This window comes from Maribacter hydrothermalis (assembly GCF_001913155.1).
Taxonomy (GTDB): domain Bacteria; phylum Bacteroidota; class Bacteroidia; order Flavobacteriales; family Flavobacteriaceae; genus Maribacter; species Maribacter hydrothermalis.
On record NZ_CP018760.1, the window covers coordinates 2,054,844 to 2,076,053 of the forward strand.

Annotated in this window: 21 protein-coding genes; 10 read left to right on the forward strand and 11 right to left on the reverse strand. The window is 35.1% G+C overall.

What is annotated here, in order from left to right; translation table 11 throughout:
- Positions 1–32 precede the first annotated feature (32 nt).
- The gene (locus BTR34_RS08780) at positions 33–773 is read left to right on the forward strand and encodes a lysophospholipid acyltransferase family protein (RefSeq protein ID WP_068480278.1); all 741 of its coding nucleotides are present in this window, start codon (positions 33–35) and stop codon (positions 771–773) included.
- On the opposite strand, the gene BTR34_RS08785 is transcribed toward BTR34_RS08780, so the two are convergent.
- The 5 genes from BTR34_RS08785 to recA all read right to left on the reverse strand — a co-directional run bounded on the left by BTR34_RS08785 (position 770) and on the right by recA (position 4,957).
- Positions 770–1,321: a DUF3575 domain-containing protein gene (locus BTR34_RS08785; RefSeq protein WP_068480281.1), complete on the reverse strand. Its 552-nt coding sequence runs from the start codon at positions 1,319–1,321 to the stop codon at positions 770–772. The two genes, BTR34_RS08780 and BTR34_RS08785, sit on opposite strands and share 4 nt — an antisense overlap.
- Positions 1,322–1,328: 7 nt before the next feature.
- Entirely contained in the window at positions 1,329–2,834 is a 1,506-nt protein-coding gene (locus BTR34_RS08790) for a porin family protein (protein ID WP_068480284.1), read from the reverse strand.
- Positions 2,835–2,865: 31 nt separating this feature from the next.
- Positions 2,866–3,432, reverse strand: coding sequence for an RNA polymerase sigma factor (locus BTR34_RS08795; RefSeq protein ID WP_068480287.1), 567 nt, complete (start codon positions 3,430–3,432; stop codon positions 2,866–2,868).
- Positions 3,433–3,447: 15 nt separating this feature from the next.
- Positions 3,448–3,870, reverse strand: a complete 423-nt coding sequence (locus BTR34_RS08800) for a hypothetical protein (protein ID WP_235843148.1) — start codon at positions 3,868–3,870, stop codon at positions 3,448–3,450.
- Positions 3,871–3,949: 79 nt separating this feature from the next.
- Positions 3,950–4,957 carry a recombinase RecA gene (gene recA, locus BTR34_RS08805; RefSeq protein WP_068480290.1) on the reverse strand — a complete coding sequence of 336 codons (1,008 nt, stop codon included), beginning with the start codon at positions 4,955–4,957 and terminating at the stop codon, positions 3,950–3,952.
- Positions 4,958–5,331: 374 nt separating this feature from the next.
- Between recA and trhO the strand changes: the two genes are divergently transcribed.
- From trhO to BTR34_RS08850, 9 genes are all read left to right on the forward strand, one after another.
- Complete coding sequence (trhO, locus tag BTR34_RS08810) at positions 5,332–6,363, forward strand: oxygen-dependent tRNA uridine(34) hydroxylase TrhO (protein WP_068480292.1); 1,032 nt, start codon at positions 5,332–5,334, stop codon at positions 6,361–6,363.
- 197 nt (positions 6,364–6,560) lie between these two features.
- Complete coding sequence (locus BTR34_RS08815; RefSeq protein ID WP_068480295.1) at positions 6,561–7,748, forward strand: PSP1 domain-containing protein; 1,188 nt, start codon at positions 6,561–6,563, stop codon at positions 7,746–7,748.
- Positions 7,741–8,226: a gliding motility lipoprotein GldH gene (locus BTR34_RS08820; RefSeq protein ID WP_068481810.1), complete on the forward strand. Its 486-nt coding sequence runs from the start codon at positions 7,741–7,743 to the stop codon at positions 8,224–8,226. Before BTR34_RS08815 ends, BTR34_RS08820 begins: the two co-directional genes overlap by 8 nt.
- A gap of 3 nt (positions 8,227–8,229) precedes the next feature.
- Entirely contained in the window at positions 8,230–10,575 is a 2,346-nt protein-coding gene (locus BTR34_RS08825) for a penicillin-binding protein 1A (RefSeq protein WP_068480298.1), read from the forward strand.
- A 105-nt stretch (positions 10,576–10,680) separates the two neighbouring features.
- Positions 10,681–11,379, forward strand: coding sequence for a CoA transferase subunit A (locus BTR34_RS08830; protein ID WP_068480300.1), 699 nt, complete (start codon positions 10,681–10,683; stop codon positions 11,377–11,379).
- A 4-nt stretch (positions 11,380–11,383) separates the two neighbouring features.
- On the forward strand, positions 11,384–12,040 hold the full coding sequence (locus BTR34_RS08835) for a CoA transferase subunit B (RefSeq protein WP_068480303.1): 657 nt from the start codon (positions 11,384–11,386) through the stop codon (positions 12,038–12,040).
- 488 nt (positions 12,041–12,528) lie between these two features.
- Positions 12,529–12,894, forward strand: coding sequence for a hypothetical protein (locus BTR34_RS08840; protein ID WP_068480306.1), 366 nt, complete (start codon positions 12,529–12,531; stop codon positions 12,892–12,894).
- Between the two features lie 147 nt (positions 12,895–13,041).
- Positions 13,042–13,566, forward strand: a complete 525-nt coding sequence (locus BTR34_RS08845; protein ID WP_068480310.1) for a GNAT family N-acetyltransferase — start codon at positions 13,042–13,044, stop codon at positions 13,564–13,566.
- Positions 13,567–13,582: 16 nt separating this feature from the next.
- Positions 13,583–14,731: a serine hydrolase domain-containing protein gene (locus BTR34_RS08850; protein WP_068480313.1), complete on the forward strand. Its 1,149-nt coding sequence runs from the start codon at positions 13,583–13,585 to the stop codon at positions 14,729–14,731.
- A 9-nt stretch (positions 14,732–14,740) separates the two neighbouring features.
- On the opposite strand, the gene BTR34_RS08855 is transcribed toward BTR34_RS08850, so the two are convergent.
- The 6 genes from BTR34_RS08855 to BTR34_RS08880 form a co-directional block, all read right to left on the reverse strand.
- Positions 14,741–15,898, reverse strand: a complete 1,158-nt coding sequence (locus BTR34_RS08855; RefSeq protein WP_068480316.1) for a methionine aminotransferase — start codon at positions 15,896–15,898, stop codon at positions 14,741–14,743.
- A gap of 82 nt (positions 15,899–15,980) precedes the next feature.
- Positions 15,981–16,526 carry a type 1 glutamine amidotransferase domain-containing protein gene (locus BTR34_RS08860; protein ID WP_068480319.1) on the reverse strand — a complete coding sequence of 182 codons (546 nt, stop codon included), beginning with the start codon at positions 16,524–16,526 and terminating at the stop codon, positions 15,981–15,983.
- 131 nt (positions 16,527–16,657) lie between these two features.
- Positions 16,658–17,140, reverse strand: a complete 483-nt coding sequence (locus BTR34_RS08865; RefSeq protein ID WP_068480322.1) for a very short patch repair endonuclease — start codon at positions 17,138–17,140, stop codon at positions 16,658–16,660.
- 65 nt (positions 17,141–17,205) lie between these two features.
- Positions 17,206–17,952 carry a succinate dehydrogenase/fumarate reductase iron-sulfur subunit gene (locus BTR34_RS08870; protein WP_068480325.1) on the reverse strand — a complete coding sequence of 249 codons (747 nt, stop codon included), beginning with the start codon at positions 17,950–17,952 and terminating at the stop codon, positions 17,206–17,208.
- Positions 17,953–18,021: 69 nt separating this feature from the next.
- The gene (locus tag BTR34_RS08875; RefSeq protein WP_068480329.1) at positions 18,022–20,037 is read right to left on the reverse strand and encodes a fumarate reductase/succinate dehydrogenase flavoprotein subunit; all 2,016 of its coding nucleotides are present in this window, start codon (positions 20,035–20,037) and stop codon (positions 18,022–18,024) included.
- A 12-nt stretch (positions 20,038–20,049) separates the two neighbouring features.
- Positions 20,050–20,727 carry a succinate dehydrogenase cytochrome b subunit gene (locus BTR34_RS08880; RefSeq protein WP_068480332.1) on the reverse strand — a complete coding sequence of 226 codons (678 nt, stop codon included), beginning with the start codon at positions 20,725–20,727 and terminating at the stop codon, positions 20,050–20,052.
- Positions 20,728–21,210: the final 483 nt, after the last annotated feature.

Genomic DNA, 21,210 nt, shown 5'->3' on the forward strand with positions numbered 1-21,210 from the left:
AAAAAACTAACCTAAATAACTACTTTTGATTTATGCTTACAGTCGCTAGACAAACCGGACATATTTTATATCGAATTTGGTTTCATATTTTAGTAGCAGTCCCAATCATTTTATTTTTGCCGTTTTTGGTGGTTTTTGCCACTAGAGAAAGCTGGTATCCACAATTTTTTTGGATGGCAAGAAACCTTTGGGCAAAACCTATACTGTACGGTATGTTTTGTTGGCCAAAAGTAACTTATGAAGAACGTTTAGTTAAGGGCAGCAGCTATATGTTAGTTGCAAACCATACGAGTATGTTAGATATTATGTTGATGCTTGCTGTGAGTAAAAATCCGTTTGTATTTGTAGGTAAAAAGGAACTAGTAAACATTCCGCTTTTTGGATTTTTCTATAAACGTGTATGTATTATGGTCGACAGAGAAGATACCCAAAGTAGAACAGGTGTATATAGGAGAGCTCAAAAACGGTTGCAACAAGGACTAAGTATTTGTATTTTTCCTGAAGGCGGTGTGCCAGAAGAGCATGTGGTATTAGACAATTTTAAAGACGGTGCATTTAAAATGGCTATTAGTCATAAAATACCCATTGTACCCATGACTTTTTTAGATAATAAGAAAAGATTCTCCTTTACCTTTTTAAGTGGAGGCCCTGGAAAATGCAGGGCTAAAGTGCATTCTTTTGTTGATACCGAGGCGTTAAAGCCAGAAGATACTTCAACATTACGAAGAAGTGTGAGAGAAATTATCTTAAATGATTTGATTAATAAAAGCTAGAATCTATAACCTAAATTGACTCCTCCCTTGCCGATAATGGTAAAATCTCTATCATTTTTGAATAAATTTCTGCCAATACCCAGATCAATTTCTACAATAAAACCTCTTTTGGTTAAAAGCTTTACGCCGGTTCCAATTCCCAATGCAAAATCCACTATATTTTTATTATAACCGCCATTGTAATAGTAAGAATCTGTACTTGGTTCATAAGTAGATAAATAAGTGTAATCGTTGACAGAATTTAGCAAACCAAAGCCTTCCACAAAGAAACCTGATGCATATTTTTTGCCAAAATACTGACGGTAGTAGGGAGATATATAATAGTTAACTGAAATGTCGTCGTCATCAAAAGCATAAAAGACATCTAAACCTACTCCAGATTCTTCATTTATTAAATATTGATAATCTATTTCCATTGCTCCTAGAACTAAAAACAATCCGTTTATTTTTAACTCATGCTTATTAACTTCAACATCATTTAAAATTACTTGGTCTTGAGAAAACACCGAAATACTAAATAAACAGAAAAGTGATAGAATTTTTTTCATTTTTACCTTAAAATTTAAAGCTCAGACCACTATACACCCCAATGGAATATGGTTTAAAAGTACCATCAATTTCTGAAAAAGTATTCAATTGATATTTAAAGATAGGTTCTAAATTAAAATGAACTTTGGAGGAAAACTTATAATTTAGTCCTAGCCCCATGTTGGCACTGAAGTTAAGGTCGTTAATATTGTTAGCTTCACCAATTTCTGTTGTTAAATCGCCAGCGGTTAATGAAACCGAATTGTCAATTAAAAAAAGAGAGCTCACACCTCCTATAATATGTACTCCTATTTTTTTATCAATTACGGCATAATTAACTTCAATTGGTAGTTCAAGGTAGCCAAATTGCTGGGACATGAAACCGTCTCTTGTGGCGCTTTTTGCAGTAACATCTAAAGCGGAATTGGCAGTACTAAAATTTTCTGATGCAACTTTTTTACTTGATACCGTTAGTGTTTCTGAAGTAGGCGCATAATCTATTGTAGCTAGCTGGTTGTAAGTGGAAATCGGGTTTATGGAAGATGAAAAAGCAACGTCTTCAGTGTCATAACTATAGTCGACTTTATTTATGCCAGAACGTATCGTAATTTTTTTTGATACTTCGTAGGCAACGGACAAACCATAACTAAAATTGATATTGCCAGATTTAGAGTTAGGCGTAAAAATTGAGTTTACTGGAGAACCTTTTCCGTGACCGTTAAAATAAACTGGCGCAATACTTGGTCCTGCAGACCACTTATTATTAGCTACTTTTTGTTTTACCTCTTCCTGTTCTTCTATTTCTTCAAAAATTGACTTTTTATTGTCGTCATTAATAGTTTTTAATGCATCGGTAGGTTTATTAATAGCAACTTCTGTAGATGCCTTTATAGTATTCCGTGTTTCCTTGTTGTTTAAGGAATTCGGCAAGGTTGGTATAAGAGCGAGACTTTTGTCTTTATCCTGAAAAGTTTCAGTTAATGTAGCATCGTTTTTTAAGGGTTGGGTGCTATCGGCTTTTGCAATAATACTATTTAATATTGTACTGCTATTGGCGTGTTGTTTCTGATTATTAACTACTGCGCTGTTCCTTTTAGACTGATTGGTATAAATATCTGCACTCTTTCCTTTAACCGAAGAATCTTGATTTTTTTGATTTGTAGAACTGGATAAAGATTGGGTGGAAACCTCAGTATCGGTTTTTTCAACTATATGGCGGTTATTACTATCTATAGCTTCTTCTACTATTTTTTCTTGTGTTTGCGTTAGTGTATCACTTTCCTTTTCAATTTCTTTTTTAGTGTCAACTATAATTTCATCATTTAAATTGTTTTTTAAAAACGGATTAAACAACAATAGCCCTAAAGCTAATACAGCGGCAATACCACCCAATTGCCACCATAAAGGAATGACTCTCTTTTTTTTCTTTTTTTCCAATGAGGCATCAATCTTTCTCCAAACCTCATTACTAGGGGTAGGTTTAAAGTCCGAGAGTTTATCTTGGAAAATTTCGTCTAGTTTCTTTTTCTGCATCTTTTAAGATTTCAGTTTATAGTCCATTGGATTATAAAAAATGTGTTGTTAATATGGTAATCCCCCCAATTATGGATTGCGTGATTTTAGTTTCAATTTTTTCTTTTAATAATGTTCTAGCCCTGGCAAGGTTAGATTTTGAAGTACCAATAGTGGTGCCTAATAATTCGCTAATTTCTTTATGGGTGTGCCCATCTAAAACATATAAGTTAAATGTAGCACGATACTTATTTGGCAATTCTTGTATATATCCTAAAAGGGATTGTAAGCTTATATCACTATAAACGTTATCTACCATAACCTCGTCCTCGGTATTTTCTGAAACTATGTTTAGGAATTCTTCTTTCCTATATTTTTGTAAGGCTGTGTTTACAGTAATCCTTTTCATCCATCCTTCAAAAGACCCTTTGTTTTTAAACTGTCCAATTTTCTCATAAATGGTCATAAAACTGTCATGAAGGTTGTCTTCTGCCTGAGTTTTAGAATTGGAGTATTTAAGGCATATGCCAAACAAGGTTGTGGCATAGGCTCTGTATAATAGTTCCTGTGCCTTTCTATCCCCTTTTTTACAATTATGTATGAGCTCTTCTAGACTCACAAATGGTTGGTTATTTTAAGATTTATTTACTGGTACGACTACTTCTAAGTATTCAGGGTCACCATCACTATTTTCTCCTGTGTAAAATTTAAAAGTATATGGATCGGCATATATGACCTTAAAGTTAAAAGATGCAGTTTGCTCTGTTATTTCTTCGGTACAATTTAGGTCAGTTCTTACTGAACCAATAGCAACTACATTTCGGACCGTTAAAGAATCTTTTATTACATCAAAACCTTCGTAGTAAGTGCAACGATCTGGTTTTAAATAACGTACAGAAATGACGTAGGTTTCATTAAGATTAAACGATTCTGGTACATCGGCATCTATAATTTCCAATGCAGTAAAATGAAAATTGGCGCCATCATCATCAATTGAGCAACTATTGCATATAAATGCTATGACAACAGTCAAAAGCATAAATTTATTCTTCATCATTACAATTATTTATGTATTAGATGAAAACTAAATACAATGGTTGCGTTAACGCAACCATTGTTTATTTTATGAAGCTAAATTATGCGTTAAGCGCGTTGATTGCTTCTCTAATTTTACCGTCTAGTTCTTCAAATAACTCTGGGTTATCTAACAATAAATTTTTAACGGCATCACGACCTTGACCAAGTTTTGTATCACCATAACTAAACCATGAACCACTCTTCTTAACTATTTCATATTCTACTCCAAGGTCAATTATTTCACCTACTTTAGAAATCCCTTCTCCATACATAATATCAAACTCTGTAGTACGGAAAGGCGGTGCTACCTTGTTTTTTACAACTTTTACTCTGGTTTTGTTTCCTTGGACATTTCCTTCCGTATCTTTAATTTGAGTAGATCTTCTGATATCTAAACGAACAGAAGCGTAAAATTTTAAGGCGTTACCACCAGTTGTAGTTTCAGGATTTCCGAACATTACACCAATTTTTTCACGTAATTGGTTAATAAATATTACGGTACATTTTGTTTTGCTAATAGATCCTGTAAGTTTTCTTAATGCTTGGGACATTAAACGTGCATGAAGACCCATTTTAGAATCTCCCATTTCTCCTTCAATTTCACTTTTTGGTGTCAACGCTGCAACAGAATCGATAACTACTATATCAATTGCTCCTGATCGTATTAAATTATCTGCAATTTCTAAACCTTGCTCACCATTATCTGGTTGAGAAATTATTAAGTTATCGATATCTACGCCTAGTTTTTGAGCATAAAAACGGTCAAATGCATGTTCTGCATCAATAAATGCGGCAATACCACCATTTTTTTGAGCCTCAGCAATTGCGTGCAATGTTAATGTAGTTTTACCAGAGGATTCCGGCCCGTATATTTCAATTACACGACCTCTTGGATAGCCGCCTACGCCTAAAGCAATGTCTAAACCTAATGAGCCAGAAGGTATTACTTCAACATCAGCAACAACACTATCGCCTAATTTCATGACAGCACCCTTTCCATAGGTTTTATCCATTTTGTCAAGGGTCAATTTTAATGCTTTTAATTTTGCTTCTTTTTCAGAACTCATTTTTAGAATTTTAGGAAAGCTAAATTACCATTTCTTTTTTGATTTGAATAATATTGAAACCGATTACGCAACCATTTTGGACATTTACTATCTATTATAAAATAGAAATTGTTTTATTGGATATAAATCGTTGTTTTAGTGTCAGCGGTTAATGGTGACTATTTCCTTTTTGTATTCTATAAGAATGCTATGAAAAAGAAAAAATGGAATAGTCTATAAAGAGCCTTGTTTGTAAACGAGGCTCTTTTTTATGTCTAAAAGATTGTAAACGTTGCTAAAGCAGGCGTATTTTTTCAATATTATTATTATTTTTGCCCCTCAAAACTTTTCTATAAACTTTCTGTCAATTGGCAGACTTAAATTATTAGTATAGCATGCAACTGTACAATACATTAAGTGCAATAGAAAGAGCAGCTTTAATTGAAGAAGCTGGTAAGGAACGCCTTACTATCTCTTTTTATACCTATGCGCACATTGGTAATACCAACATTTTTAGGAATCATCTTTTTATTAACTGGAACGATATGGATGTTCTTGGGCGAATTTATGTAGCTCATGAGGGCATAAACGCCCAACTTTCCGTACCAGCAGATAATTTCAATATATTTAAAGAACACCTAGATAGCATTTCTTTTCTAGAGAATGTACGCCTAAATATTGCCATTGAGCAAGACAACCTTTCGTTTTTAAAGTTGAAAGTAAAAGTGCGAAATAAAATTGTTGCGGACGGACTGGAAGACAACTCATTTGATGTTACGAATAAAGGAATTCACGTTGGCGCAGAACAGTTCAACGAACTTATAGAGGATCCAGATACGGTTCTTGTTGATATGCGAAATCATTATGAAAGCGAAATAGGCCATTTTAAGAATGCCGTAACTCCAGATGTAGATACGTTTAGAGATTCGTTAGATATTATTGAGCGCGATTTAGCGGATCATAAGAAAGATAAGAAACTGGTAATGTATTGTACTGGCGGAATTCGGTGCGAAAAAGCAAGTGCTTATTACAAACACAAAGGTTTTGAGCAAGTATATCAGCTTGAAGGCGGTATAATTGAATACACAAGACAAGTAGAGAAAAACAATCTTGAAAATAAGTTTAAGGGTAAAAATTTTGTTTTTGACCACAGAAGGGGCGAACGCATTAGTGAAGATGTTATTGCTAATTGCCATCAATGTGGGGAGCCTTGCGACGAGCATGTAAATTGTGCAAATGAAGCATGCCATTTATTATTTATTCAATGCCCAGCTTGTGCAGAAAAAATGAATGATTGTTGTTCAGATGCTTGTAAAGAAGTTCATGAATTACCTTATGAAGAACAAAAAGCATTAAGAAAAGGAAAAGTAGTAAGTAATAAAATATTTAAAAAAGGACGCTCAGAGGTATTGAAGTTTAAGAAGTAATTGGTCGTTTTAATAGTAAATAGCAGGAATACTACTTTTTTATAATGTAATACTTAACCTTTAATGTCACTATTATAAACCTATACCAAGAACTTAGCTTTTATTTCACATTAAAAAAACTGTATCTTTACCTATAAGTTTTTTATGAACCTTTTTTGGTGAATTTTCAAAGATTCGACCAAATCAATATATATAATATGGGTTGTAGTAGTTGTTCTACCGGTAAGGATGGACAACCAAAGGGATGCAAGAATAACGGTACTTGCGGTACAGATGGTTGCAATAAATTGACAGTTTTCGACTGGCTTTCCAATATGTCGCTCCCTAACGGGGAACGACCATTCGATTTTGTTGAAGTTCGGTTTAAAAATAGTAGAAAAGAATTTTTCCAAAACACAGAAAATCTTTCACTTTCCATAGGCGATATTGTAGCTACTGAGGCTCAATCTGGTCATGACATTGGTATGGTCACTTTAACGGGTGAACTTGTTCGTGTGCAAATGAAACGCAAGAAAGAAACATTTAATGACGCTCCAGCGCCTAAAGTATATCGAAAAGCAAGTCAAAAAGATATCGATATTTGGCAAAAATGTCGTGATAGGGAAGAAGAGATTAAAAAACGTGCACGGGAAATAGCTATTATCTTAAAGCTTCAGATGAAGATTTCTGATGTAGAATTTCAAGGAGATGGTTCTAAAGCTACTTTTTATTATACTGCAGATGAACGGGTAGATTTTCGTCAGTTAATTAAAGATATGGCTAAAGCATTCGGTATTCGTATCGAAATGCGTCAAATTGGGTATCGCCAAGAAGCTCAAAGACTAGGTGGTATTGGTTCTTGTGGTAGAGAATTATGTTGCTCTACTTGGCTTACAGATTTTAGGTCGGTAAGTACTTCAGCAGCCAGGTATCAGCAATTATCTTTGAATCCTCAGAAACTCGCAGGGCAATGTGGCAAATTAAAATGTTGCCTTAATTATGAGTTAGATGTATACTTAGATGCATTAAAAGATTTTCCTGCGCAAGACACAAAATTATTTACTGAAAAAGGATTAGCTTTTTGCCAGAAAACTGATATTTTTAAAGAAATGCTTTGGTTTTCCTATAAAGAAGACCCAGGAAATTGGCATGTGCTTTCTAAGGACCAAGTCAATGAAATATTACAGAAGAATAAGAAGAAAGAGAAAGTAGCTAGTCTAGAAATCTATGCAATAGATATTGAAGTTGAGGAAAAAGTAGTTTTCGAGAATGTAGTTGGTCAAGATAGTCTTACTCGTTTTGATAAACCAAAAGGTAGTGGTAATAAGAATAAAAACAGAAACCGGAACCGAAACAAAAACAAGAATAAAAACAGAAACCGAAAAAGAAATCAAAACAATGCATAGGCTAATTTGTTGTTTTTTCGCAGTTACACTTTTTGTTTCCTGTAATTCAAATATTATAAAATCTGAATACCAGTCTTTAGAAAATGGTGTTTGGAATAAAGATAATGTGCTTCAATTTTCGCTTACTGAAATGGATACGGTTAATCAACTTGATATATATATAAACGTTCGTAATGATAACACTTTCCCATATAGTAATTTATTTTTAATAGCATCGATTACAACTCCAGAAGGTCAAGTTACAAAAGACACATTGGAGTATGAAATGTCGTTACCGGATGGCACTTGGCTAGGAAAAGGCAGTGGTAGCATCAAAGAAAATAAACTATGGTATAAGGAAAACATCGTTTTTTCATCTTCAGGCGTATATACTATAGAGGTATCACAAGCAATGCGCAAAAACGGGAAAGTTTCAGGAATAATTGACCTTGAAGGCATAACCGATGTGGGTATTGAAGTAACAAAAAGCATCCCTTAGATTATGGCAAAAGTGATAAAGAAAAAAACAACGAATAGTTTTTCCAAATTCATCTTGTGGTTTTGGGTTTTATTTGCGTCTGGTATAGCCTTGGTGGCGCTTATATTTTTATCCGCATCATGGGGACTGTTCGGAGAATTGCCTCCGTATGAATATTTAGAAAATCCACAGACTAATTTAGCATCGCAAATCATTTCGTCTGATGGTAACTTACTAGGAAAGTTTTATTTAGATGATAACCGTACCGATGTAAAATTTGAGGATTTACCGGAAAATTTGGTAAATACGCTAATAGCAAGCGAAGACATTCGCTTTATGGATCACTCGGGAATTGATGCCAGAGGAACATTAAGAGCCTTTGCTTATTTGGGCAGTAAAGGTGGGGCAAGTACAATTTCTCAACAGTTGGCAAGACAACTTTTTGTAGGCGTGCGTTCAAGAAATAAGTTCGAAACCATTCAACAGAAAATAAAGGAATGGGTATTGGCTATAAGATTAGAGCGTAGTTATACTAAAGAAGAAATTATAAGTATGTATTTAAATATTTATGATTTTGGAAATAATGCGGATGGAATACGTTCCGCAGCACGTATTTACTTTGGGAAAGAACCAAAAGATTTGAAAGTGGAAGAATCTGCAATGCTCGTTGGTATGCTTCAGAATTCGTCTTTATTCAATCCTTTAAGAAGAGAGGAACTTACTTTAAACAAGAGAAATGTTGTTTTAGGCCAAATGGCAAAATATGACTACATCACAGAAGCTGAAAAAGATTCGCTACAGGCCACCAAAATGGATATTAATTTTAATCCAGAAAATCATAGAGAAGGTTTAGCTACCTATTTTAGAATGTATTTGCAACGTTTTATGAAGGGATGGATAGACAAAAATCCAAAACCTGCTATTGGAGATGAACGTGATCGTTACAATTTATATTTAGATGGATTAAAGATTTATACTACCATTGATTCAAAAATGCAGGCGAATGCTGAAGAGGCGGTCAATGAGCATATGACCAAATTACAAGCTGAATTTTTTAACCAAAATACGACGGTTAGAAACCCTACCACTCCATTCTCGGATATTACCCCGGAAGAGACCAATAGTATTATGGAGCGCGCAATGAAAAATTCGGAACGATGGCGTATTATGTCCGATGCTGGCAAATCAGAAAAAGAAATACGAGAATCTTTTTCTAAAAAGACCGAAATGACGGTTTTTGATTGGAAAAGCCCAACGAAAGAAAAGGATACTATACTTACACCATTGGATTCTATTCGTTATTATAAAACATTTTTAAGAACCGCCATGATGTCTATGGAACCACAAACGGGACATGTAAAGGCATGGGTTGGTGGTATAAATTATAAACACTTTCAATATGACAATGTAATTCAAGGGGCAAGACAAGCGGGGTCCACTTTTAAGCCTTTTGTATATGCAGCAGCTATTGACCAATTACGCTTGTCTCCCTGCGAAACACGTCCAGATACGCAGTATTGTATAGAGGCAGGTAAACATGGTAATATGGAAGCTTGGTGTCCTAGAAATTCTGATTTAAAGTATTCGGGAACAAGCTATACATTAAAAAGAGCACTTGCTAACTCTGTAAATACTGTTACTGCCCAGTTAATAGATGAGGTAGGACCAAAATCTGTCGTAAGTATGGTTCGTAATTTAGGACTTAACGGTGATGTTCCAGAAGTGCCATCAATTGCATTGGGCACCTTAGATGTTAACGTATATGAAATGGTTGGCGCATACGGTGCTTTTGCGAACCAAGGGGTATATGTTAAACCAGTTATGGTAACTAGAATAGAAAATAAAGATGGTACAGTATTGTATGAATATGTTCCTGAGACAAAGGATGTTTTAAGTAAAGATGTATCCTATGCTATTTTAGATTTATTGAAAGGAGTTACACAAGGTGGTTCAGGTACGCGTTTACGCACAACGGGTTACAATAAATGGAGACCAGAATATGATGAGATAATTACGGGCTATCCATATGAGTTAACAAACCCAATTGCGGGTAAAACAGGTACAACTCAAAACAATAGTGATGGTTGGTTTATGGGGATGGTTCCTAATTTAGTAACTGGCGTTTGGGTCGGTGGAGAAGAAAGGGCAGTTCATTTTAAAAGTATTACCTATGGTCAAGGTGCATCAATGGCATTACCAATTTGGGGACTTTACATGAAAAAGAATTATGCAATGGAAGAACTGGGTATTTCTAAAGAGGATTTTGTTAAACCAGAAGATATGTCTATTGAAATAGATTGTGATAAGTTTACTAAAGAGCTGCGACAAAATAATGATGTTGAAGACGATTTAGAGGATTTGGATTTTTAATTCATAAAATTAACAAGCATCAAAAGGTCTTGGCATTCGCTAAGACCTTTTTTATTATATCCCATTTAAAATCGGTATTTTAGTATCAAGATAATAAATGATCATATGATACGTAAAACAGTTACAAATGTAACCGATGCCCTGGATGGAGTAAAGGATGGGATGACCTTTATGTTAGGAGGTTTTGGTCTTTGTGGGATACCCGAAAATGCTATTAGTGAATTGGTAAAGCGTGGCGTTAAAAATATAACTTGTATTTCTAATAATGCAGGGGTCGATGATTTTGGCCTGGGGCTATTGTTGCAGAAACATCAAATTAAAAAAATGGTGTCTTCCTATGTAGGTGAAAATGATGAGTTTGAACGTCAAATGCTTAGTGGAGAACTAGAAGTAGAATTGACCCCGCAAGGCACGCTTGCAGAGAAATGTAGGGCTGCCCAAGCTGGTTTCCCTGCTTTTTTTACACCTGCTGGATACGGCACCGAGGTGGCACAAGGAAAAGAGGTTAGGGAGTTTAATGGTAAAATGTACATTTTAGAAGAGGCTTTTAAGGCTGATTTTGCATTCGTAAAAGCCTGGAAAGGGGATGCGGCAGGGAATCTTATATTTAAAGGAACCGCAAGAAACTTTAACCCGTGCATGTGTGGCGCTGCAACTATCACCGTTGCGGAAGTTGAAGAATTGGTACCTGAGGGTGAACTTGATCCAAATCAAATTCATATACCAGGCATTTTTGTGCAACGCATATTTCAAGGTAAAAATTACGAGAAAAGAATAGAACAAAGAACTGTACGTCAAAAATAGAATCATGTTAGATAAAAACGGAATTGCAAAAAGAATTGCACAAGAAGTGGAAGACGGGTATTATGTAAACCTAGGTATTGGTATACCAACCTTAGTTGCTAATTATGTACGTGATGATATAAGTGTGGAATTCCAGAGCGAAAATGGAATTCTTGGTATGGGACCTTTTCCTATAGATGGAGAAGAAGATGCTGATTTAATTAATGCGGGTAAACAAACAATTACGGCTTTACCAGGAGCATCATATTTTGACTCAGCAACGAGTTTTGGAATGATAAGAGGTAAACATGTTGACCTTACTATTTTAGGAGCAATGGAGGTTGCAGAAAATGGGGATATTGCAAATTGGAAAATACCTGGTAAAATGGTTAAAGGTATGGGCGGAGCTATGGACTTAGTGGCATCTGCAGAAAATATTATTGTTGCTATGATGCATACGAATAGAGAAGGAGAATCTAAGCTTTTAAAAAAGTGTAGCCTGCCTTTAACCGGTGTTGGTTGCGTTAAGAAAATAGTAACTAATTTGGCCGTAATTGAAGTCACTGAAAATGGATTTTTACTTCTAGAAAGAGCTCCGGGTGTAACGGTAGATGAAATTAAAGCTGCAACCGAAGGTATTTTAATCGTAAATGGCGATATACCAGAAATGGATTTAGATTAGTGATATTTTACTTGACTTGATGTGTCATTTTATTTGGTTTACAACAAGTTGTAACCAGTACGCAACTATTATTTTGACTTTAGGGAGTTAAGTTAATATATTTAGAAAATTAAGAACCCAATAACCTTTTAATTACTTAACCGAAATGAATTCTCAATTTAACCACAGATCAACTGAAGAAAAAATACAAGTTTATAGAAATGATTTTTTCAGTGGATTTTTAAGACTTACTAAAAAGTTATTTATGTTATAAATTACTTTTATGAAATTATTAAAGAGCGACTTTTTAAGTTGCTCTTTTTTTTTGCCCCATTTTAAGGTCATATTTTATATCACTAATACATTTTTTATTTTAATGACCAATCTTACTTAAGTTCACCACATATTTTTAAGTTTTTACCACAAAATTTATAATGTAAGAAAAATACTACATATATTTATACTGTAGCTATAAGTAGATCCCAAGTCGCTTATGAAACTTAACCTAAATGAAGTATGTATTAAGTTGCCTCGTCCTATTGGTACTAGTTACCTCGTGTTCAAAAATTGAACAAAATAACGACCCAATCGTTGGTATTTGGAAGCATACGGTAAAAACAGCTACCAACTTAAATAAAATGGTCGTTGATAATGAAGAATGGATTTTCAATGATGTTTTTTTAGGAAGGTTTCATGGGTATAAAAGTGGAAAGGTTGTCTATCAAACAGATTTTAAATGGAGCGTAAACGGTAACATATATATCGTAAGTTACCCAGGCACAGATTTCCCCGACGATTTTGTAAAAATAAAAGAAACTGATGAAGGTACTGTTCTCATGAGAATTGAGGGTAAAGTATTCGCAGAGAAACAATAATAAGTTCGCAAATGAAAAATGCCCACGAACAATAGTACTGCAATTAATTAGCGATACAAAGAACAGTAAAGTTATCAAATCAACCATTTTATGAAATTTCCCCCGATTAGGAGCAAAGTAATTTGCTCCTTTTTTTATTTTAGGGGTATGGAACTATCATTCAAACTTTGTTCTTTATCTGAACTAGCGCAATTAAGAGAAATATCTGAGCAAACATTTGTTACTGCCTTTGCAAAAGATAATGATCCTACGGATTTTAAACGATATATAGAACACGCATTTGCATTAGAAAAAATAAAGGGAGAACTCTCAAATCCTAATAGCGATTTTTATTTCGTTTATGCCAATGATGAAGTAGTGGGTTATTTTAAGTTAAATGTTCAAGAGGCACAGTCAGAACTTAAGTATGATGACAGTATAGAATTGGAGCGCATCTATGTTTTGCAAAAGCATCAAGGTTTAGGCTTAGGAGTACAGTTTCTTAATCATATCAAAAAATTGTCTCAAGGAAGGAAGAAGAATATGTTATGGTTGGGTGTGTGGCAAGAGAATAAAAGGGCCATTGAATTCTATGAGCGCAACGGATTTCAAAAATTTGATACACATCCTTATTTTATAGGTTCAGATAAACAAACAGATTGGTTAATGCGTTTCGATTTAAGTACCTTGTAACTTTAAACTAACTTTTATGAAACTACGTTTTTTCACATTAATTGCGCTTTTTGGTTTTTTAAATCTACAGGGGCAAGAATATTACTTTCCAGAACGAAATGCAGATTGGGAAGTAAAATCACCAAAAAATTTTAAAATTAAAGATGGAGCCTTAAAGGATGCAGTAGATTTTGCTGAGGCAAATGAATATTCTGGTTCTAGAGATTTACGTATTGCTATCATAAAAAATTTTGAAAAAGAACCTTTTCATAAAATATTAGGTCCAACCAAAAAGCGTGGTGGACCTGCAGGTATGATTCTTAAAAATGGATATGTGGTTGCTCAATGGGGAGATACCAAAAGAGTAGACATGACTTTCAGTGTTACCAAGAGTTTTTTAAGTACAATGGCTGGTCTTGCCGAAGACGAAGGGATTATATCGGATACAAAAAATTTAGTGGGTGATTACATCTGGGATGGCACTTTTGACGGTTCCCATAATTCTAAAATTACTTGGGAACATTTGTTGCAACAAAACTCGGCTTGGTCAGGTGAACTTTGGGGAGGAAAAGACTGGGCAGATAGACCACCAAGCGAAGGCGGTATTGACGATTGGAAATTGGCTGCGCCTAAAGAACCGGGTGCCGTAATGGAATATAATGATGTGCGTGTAAACGTATTGGCATATTCACTTACACATGTATGGCGTAAACCAATGCCTTTGGTTTTAAAAGAAAAAATTATGGATAAAATCGATGCTTCTTCTACTTGGCGCTGGTTTGGTTATGATGATGCTTGGACAGAGATTGACGGACTACAAATGAAGTCGGTTACTGGTGGCGGACATTCAGGAGCCGGAATATTTATAAGTGCCGAAGATATGGCTCGCTTTGGTATGTTATTTTTGAATGATGGTAAGTGGAAGAATGAAAGATTGATTTCAGAAAATTGGATCAAGAAAGCTACTACACCGTCAACACCAAATGTAAACTACGGTTATATGTGGTGGTTGAATAAGAAAGGTGCTAGACATTGGGAAGGGTTATCTGAAAACATCTACTACGCTGCAGGGTTTGGAGGTAATTTTATCGTAATAGATAAGGAACATGATTTGGTAGTCGTTACCCGTTGGTTAGAGCCTGATAAAGTGGGCGAATTTATGGCTAAGGTAAATGCTGCCTTTTAGTACTTGCCATTAAAGTTTGCATAAAATTTCAACCGCTTGTTCTAAGGTTTCCTGTTTTTTCGCAAAGCAGAACCGTAACATATAATCGTTTCTATTAGCAACATTAAATGATGAGATGGGAATGGATGCTATTCCGTTTACTGTGATTAACCGCTTGCCAAGAACTTCATCTGCTTCATTCGAAAATGTGGTATAATCCAATAGTTGGAAGTAAGTTCCTTGTGATGGTTTAAATTTAAATTTAGACGATTTTATTCCTTTTAAAAAGAAATCCCGTTTTTTTTGGTAAAAATTGTTCAAATCTAAATAATGAGATGGATTTTTTAAATAAATAGCCAATGCACGCTGCACTGGGTGGTCTACACAGAAAACCGCAAATTGATGCACCTTTCTAAATTCAGCCATTAATTCAGAAGGAGCTGCACAATAGCCAATTTTCCATCCAGTAACATGAAATGTTTTTCCGAAAGAGGCACAGATAAAACTTCTATTGGCCAAATCAGGAAATCGTGAAGCACTTTCATGAACTTGTCCGTCAAAAATAATGTGCTCATATACCTCGTCGCTGAGCAAAATTATATTAGTAGATTTTAATATCAATTCCAATTGCTCCATGTCCCATTTAGTTAGAATCGTTCCGCTTGGGTTATGAGGTGTATTTATAATCACCATCTTGGTTTTATCGGTAATCTTACCTTGAAAAGTGGTCCAATCTATTTTATACTCGGGAGCATCTAATTGAACATAAATTGGTATTCCTCCATTTAAGATAATTGCGGGCTCATAACAGTCGTAAGCGGGTTTTATGACAATTACCTCGTCGCCTTTGCCAACAAAGGCTGTAATAGCCGTAAAAATAGCTTGGGTGGCACCAACGGTTATCGTTATTTCATTCTCTGGAGAATAATTACGATTATGGAGCGATGTTATTTTCTCTGAAATGATTTCTCTTAATCCGTAATATCCTTGCATGGGTGCATATTGATTATGACCAGCAGTTAATGCAGTACAGACTAAAGACTTTAAGGTATCATCTGCCTCAAAATTGGGGAATCCCTGTGAAAGATCAATGGCATGATGCTTTCTTGCAAGATTGCCTACCGTGGTAAATATCGTTGTCTTTACATCAGGTAGTTTTGATGCTTTTATATGTTGTCTATAGTCCATAATAGTAAATGTATGAATTTTAAATACGGACATAAAAAAAGCCCAACCAATTGGCTGGGCTTCTTTATTCCATTAAAATGAATTATGCATGCTGCATTTCATGTTTTCCTTCTTTTATTTCCTCAATTAATTTGGAATTAAAAGCTGGTAAATCATCCGGATTTCTACTTGTAACAAATCCTTCATCAACTACGACCTCTTGGTCTACCCAATTGGCTCCTGCATTTATTAAATCATCCTTAATAGAGTTAAATGATGTCATTTTTCTTCCTTTTACTACTCCTGCACTAATCAATGTCCACGGAGCGTGGCATATTGCCGCTACCGGTTTTTTAAGTTTAAAAAAGTCGCGAACAAAATCTAGAGCAATTTCTTCCCGTCTTAGTAAATCAGGATTAATCACTCCACCTGGTAGTACCAAGGCATTGTAATCTTCAGCTTTAACTTCATTTAAAGTTTTATCTACCTTATAACTGTTAGACCAATTACCATTTGCCCAACCTTTTATTTCTCCGTTTTTTAAACTTACAATCTCTACATTAAAGCCTTCTTTTTCCATCGCTTCCTTTGGAGATTTTAATTCACTTTCTTCAAATCCATTTGTAGCTAATATTGCTATCCTCTTCATAATATTTAGTTTTTAACGATTAATAATTTGTTTAATACTAAGTTACACATCAAAGGGTGGAATGTTCGTTAAAACCCTATTAAATAAGGGTTCAAAAGGGTTAAACATTTATTAAATGAACTTTAAAAAATTTATTTTGTGCTCATTTGTACGGTATTTAAATGCCCTATTATTATTTCAAGACACGCATCAAGGTTTTTTTTGACTTCTGTCTCCCAAAATCTAAATATAGTATAGCCTTTAGAAGTAAGTTCTTCATTGACTTCCTTATCTCGCTGTATATTACGCTCTATTTTAGCTATCCAAAATTCTCGGTTCGTTGTCACTTTTGGTTTACGTTCCTCCCAATTTTTACCATGCCAGTATTCGCCATCTATGAATACGACGGTTTTGTACTTGGGTAGTGCAATATCTGGCTTTCCAATTAACTTTTTATAATCAATACGATATCGGTATCCCGCGGCGTACAATGCTTTTCTAAAGGCAAGTTCTGGTTTGGTATCCTTCCCTTTTATTTTGCTCATTATTTTAGATCGCTCGGGAGTGGTGTAGAATCCTGACGCTTCGTTGAACCTTGGTACTTTAATTCTTTCTTTAGAATAGTTTTTGGACATATGTTAAAATTAAAAAATCCCGAACCTTTACGGTCGGGATTTTTTAAAATTTTATGATTGTATGCTTAACTTTTAACGTTCGCGCTTAAAAATTCGCGGTTCATCCTTGCTATATTTTCTAAAGATATCCCTTTAGGGCATTCCACTTCGCAAGCACCCGTATTGGTACAGTTACCAAAACCTTCAAGGTCCATTTGAGCAACCATATTTTTAACACGGTCAACAGCTTCCACCTGACCTTGTGGTAATAATGCATATTGAGATACTTTAGCACCAACAAATAACATTGCAGAAGCATTTTTACAACTTGCTACACAAGCACCACATCCAATACAGGTAGCGGCATCCATAGCTTCATCTGCGGCATGCTTTGAAATAGGAATGGCATTTGCATCTTGAGTATTACCTGATGTGTTTACAGAAATATAGCCACCTGCGTGCTGAATTCGGTCAAAAGAACTTCTATCAACAACCAAATCTTTTATAACAGGAAAAGCTTTTGCTCTAAATGGCTCTATGGTAATAGTGTCACCATCTTTGAACATACGCATGTGTAATTGACAGGTTGTTACACCTCTATCCGGACCATGAGCTTCGCCGTTGATGAACATCGAACACATACCACAAATACCTTCACGACAATCATGATCAAAAGCTACAGGTTCTTCACCTTTGTTAATCAATTGTTCGTTCAAAACATCCATCATCTCTAAAAAAGACATGTGTTCAGAAATTTCTGTTACTTTATAATCGACCATCGAACCTTTATCTTTAGGCCCTTTTTGTCTCCAAATTTTTAATGTCAGATTCATAATTATTTCGTTTTTGGTTGTTCGTTGTTCGTTGTTGGTTTAGAAAAACCAGCAACTAGCAACCATCAACTACTTATAACTTCTTTGTTTTAACTCAATTTCATTGAACTCTAATTGTTCTTTATGTAAAACAGCAGCACTAGGTTCTCCTTTGTATTCCCATGCAGAAACAAATGCGAAATCAGCATCGTTACGTTTCGCTTCTCCTTCTTGTTCTCCCCCAATTTCAACAGATTCTTCTCTAAAGTGCCCACCGCAAGATTCCGCTCTTTCTAAAGCATCTTTAGCAAATAATTCACCAAGCTCTAAAAAGTCAGCTACACGGCCTGCTTTTTCCAATTCTGCATTTAATTCATTTGCTGTACCTGGTACACTTACGTTTTTGTAGAAATCTTCGCGAAGCTCTTTAATTTCAACCATGGCTTCTTTTAAACCGGCTGCATTACGGGACATACCGCATTTATCCCACATAATTTTACCTAATTTCTTATGGTAATAATCAACTGAATGAGAACCTTTATTGTTTAAGAAGAAATTAATTTTGTCAGTTACTTCTTTTTCAGCTTCATCAAATTCTGGAGTATCTGTAGCTATCTTCCCTGTTCTAATTTCATGAGAAAGGTAATCTCCTATTGTATAAGGCAATACAAAATAGCCATCTGCTAAACCTTGCATTAACGCGGAAGCTCCTAATCTATTTGCTCCGTGATCAGAGAAATTTGCTTCACCAATACAGTAAAGACCATCTACAGTTGTCATTAAGTTGTAATCAACCCAAACACCACCCATGGTATAATGCACCGCTGGGTAAATCATCATAGGGGTTTTGTAGGGATCTTGATCTACAATTTTCTCATACATCTGAAAAAGGTTACCGTATTTAGCTTCAACTATTGCCTTACCTAAATCGTATATTTTTTCTTTGGATGCATTCTCTATATTGTGAATCTTAGCTTGCTCTTTGCCATATCTTTCTATAGCAGAAGCAAAATCTAAATAAACAGCTTCGCCAGTTGCATTAACTCCGTAACCAGCATCACAACGTTCTTTTGCCGCTCTAGAAGCAACGTCACGTGGAACCAAGTTACCAAATGCCGGGTATCTTCTTTCTAAGTAATAATCTCTCTCATCCTCAGACAAATCGGTCGGCTTTTTCTTGCCTTCACGAATGGCCATTACATCATCAATATTTTTAGGAACCCAAATACGTCCATCATTACGTAATGATTCAGACATCAACGTTAATTTCGATTGATAATCTCCTGAACGAGGAATGCATGTTGGGTGAATTTGTGTATAACATGGGTTTGCAAAAAACGCCCCTTTTTTATGTATTTTCCAAGCTGCAGTAGCGTTGGATCCCATAGCGTTGGTTGATAAGAAATATACATTTCCATAACCACCCGAAGCAATAACAACAGCATGTGCAGAATGGCGTTCTATTTCGCCTGTAACAAGGTCGCGAGCGATTATACCACGAGCTTTGCCATTCACCTTAACCACATCTAGCATTTCATGACGGTTGAACGGGGTAATTTTACCACGTGCAATTTGTCTGTTCATTGCAGAATAAGCACCTAATAGTAATTGTTGTCCTGTTTGCCCTTTTGCGTAAAAAGTTCTTGAAACCAACACTCCACCAAAAGAACGGTTGTCTAAAAGTCCACCATAATCACGGGCAAAAGGAACCCCTTGGGCAACACATTGGTCGATGATATTTGCAGATACTTCTGCTAATCTATATACGTTTGCTTCTCTTGAACGGTAATCTCCACCTTTTACTGTATCGTAAAACAAACGATAGGTAGAGTCACCATCACCTTGGTAGTTTTTTGCAGCATTTATACCACCTTGTGCAGCAATAGAGTGTGCTCTTCTTGGAGAATCTTGGTAGCAAAATGTTTTTACATTATAGCCTAATTCTGCTAAAGTTGCAGCAGCAGAACCACCAGCTAATCCTGTTCCAACAACGATAACATCAATATTACGTTTGTTGGCAGGGTTTACCAGATCAATATGGTTCTTATAATCGGTCCACTTCGTTTTCAACGGACCTTTAGGTACTTTTGAGTCTAATACAGACATAAGTAATTGGTATTAATGATTAAAATGATGAAAAAGGGCAATGAATATAAAACCTAACGGAATTATAATTGCATACACCTTACCAAACAATTGTAATTTTTCTTTTCTCATACTAGTTGCTCCGGCAGATTGGAATGCAGAACTAAAACCGTGCATTAAGTGCAGCGATAAGAATATGAATGCAATAACATAAGCACCAACTCTTAATGGACTTACAAATTTATGGGTAAGCTCCTCATAATATCTGAATCCTTCACCATCGGCTAGTAAACCACTCATGTCACCTTCAATAAACTTGGTGTTGATTTCTGGAATCCAGAAGTCGATAAAATGAAGTACTAGGAAAGCCAAAATAGCTAATCCGCTGTAAATCATATTACGGCTCATCCAAGATGAATTGGCAGCACCATTGTTTTTAGCATATTTTTTTACCCTGGCACCTCTATTTTTAATTTCTAAAATGAAACCCATCACAAAATGATAAATAACTCCGAAAATTAAAATAGGTTGCAAAACATATTGTACGGCCCAAAAAGTACCCATAAAATGTGACGTTTCATTAAACGCATCGGGACTGAAAACCGATAAGATGTTTATTGCAAAATGCTGAAGTAGAAAAAACATTAAAAAGAAAGCAGAAAGTGCCATTGCGTACTTTCTACCAATCGAAGATTTAAAAAATCCGCTCATTAGTTGATAATTTTATATGCGAATTTACATCACAAGCAAGTTATTAACAAGAATTAAGAGGTTTTAGTATATCTATTTAGACTGATTTTAAAATGACTTTTAAGATGTTTAAGAATTTCCCTCTGTTAAGTCTCTAAAATTGTTAAATCTTTAAACAAAAAGTGGATTAAATATGAGTAGGCTAGACCGTTTTTTTGGAAATATGTAGGACCCAATCTACAGCTTTGTCTAAATCTGTAAATCTTTTAATTTTTTTTGGAAAAATTACCTGTTTCAGTATTGAGCTGAATATATTGTTTTTTAAAGCGCCAACAGCAGCAATGTGTTCCTTGTCTAAACAGTTTTTGTGAAACTTGAACCAATAAAAAGGGGCTACATGATATTTATTGATTCTATTGGCAATATAAATTAATTGAATATGATCATCATAGATTTCTTAGGTGGCATATACCGCTTTCTTGGCAAAATCCAATTTAAAAAGAA

Coding starts and splice junctions, on each gene's coding strand:
- BTR34_RS08780 (WP_068480278.1), top strand. CDS start 33: ATGCTTACAGTCGCTAGACAAACCGGACATATTTTATATCGAATTTGG.
- BTR34_RS08785 (WP_068480281.1), bottom strand. CDS start 1,321: ATGAAAAAAATTCTATCACTTTTCTGTTTATTTAGTATTTCGGTGTTT.
- BTR34_RS08790 (WP_068480284.1), bottom strand. CDS start 2,834: ATGCAGAAAAAGAAACTAGACGAAATTTTCCAAGATAAACTCTCGGAC.
- BTR34_RS08800 (WP_235843148.1), bottom strand. CDS start 3,870: ATGATGAAGAATAAATTTATGCTTTTGACTGTTGTCATAGCATTTATA.
- recA (WP_068480290.1), bottom strand. CDS start 4,957: ATGAGTTCTGAAAAAGAAGCAAAATTAAAAGCATTAAAATTGACCCTT.
- trhO (WP_068480292.1), top strand. CDS start 5,332: ATGCAACTGTACAATACATTAAGTGCAATAGAAAGAGCAGCTTTAATT.
- BTR34_RS08815 (WP_068480295.1), top strand. CDS start 6,561: ATGGGTTGTAGTAGTTGTTCTACCGGTAAGGATGGACAACCAAAGGGA.
- BTR34_RS08820 (WP_068481810.1), top strand. CDS start 7,741: ATGCATAGGCTAATTTGTTGTTTTTTCGCAGTTACACTTTTTGTTTCC.
- BTR34_RS08825 (WP_068480298.1), top strand. CDS start 8,230: ATGGCAAAAGTGATAAAGAAAAAAACAACGAATAGTTTTTCCAAATTC.
- BTR34_RS08830 (WP_068480300.1), top strand. CDS start 10,681: ATGATACGTAAAACAGTTACAAATGTAACCGATGCCCTGGATGGAGTA.
- BTR34_RS08835 (WP_068480303.1), top strand. CDS start 11,384: ATGTTAGATAAAAACGGAATTGCAAAAAGAATTGCACAAGAAGTGGAA.
- BTR34_RS08840 (WP_068480306.1), top strand. CDS start 12,529: ATGAAGTATGTATTAAGTTGCCTCGTCCTATTGGTACTAGTTACCTCG.
- BTR34_RS08845 (WP_068480310.1), top strand. CDS start 13,042: ATGGAACTATCATTCAAACTTTGTTCTTTATCTGAACTAGCGCAATTA.
- BTR34_RS08850 (WP_068480313.1), top strand. CDS start 13,583: ATGAAACTACGTTTTTTCACATTAATTGCGCTTTTTGGTTTTTTAAAT.
- BTR34_RS08855 (WP_068480316.1), bottom strand. CDS start 15,898: ATGGACTATAGACAACATATAAAAGCATCAAAACTACCTGATGTAAAG.
- BTR34_RS08860 (WP_068480319.1), bottom strand. CDS start 16,526: ATGAAGAGGATAGCAATATTAGCTACAAATGGATTTGAAGAAAGTGAA.
- BTR34_RS08865 (WP_068480322.1), bottom strand. CDS start 17,140: ATGTCCAAAAACTATTCTAAAGAAAGAATTAAAGTACCAAGGTTCAAC.
- BTR34_RS08870 (WP_068480325.1), bottom strand. CDS start 17,952: ATGAATCTGACATTAAAAATTTGGAGACAAAAAGGGCCTAAAGATAAA.
- BTR34_RS08875 (WP_068480329.1), bottom strand. CDS start 20,037: ATGTCTGTATTAGACTCAAAAGTACCTAAAGGTCCGTTGAAAACGAAG.
- BTR34_RS08880 (WP_068480332.1), bottom strand. CDS start 20,727: ATGAGCGGATTTTTTAAATCTTCGATTGGTAGAAAGTACGCAATGGCA.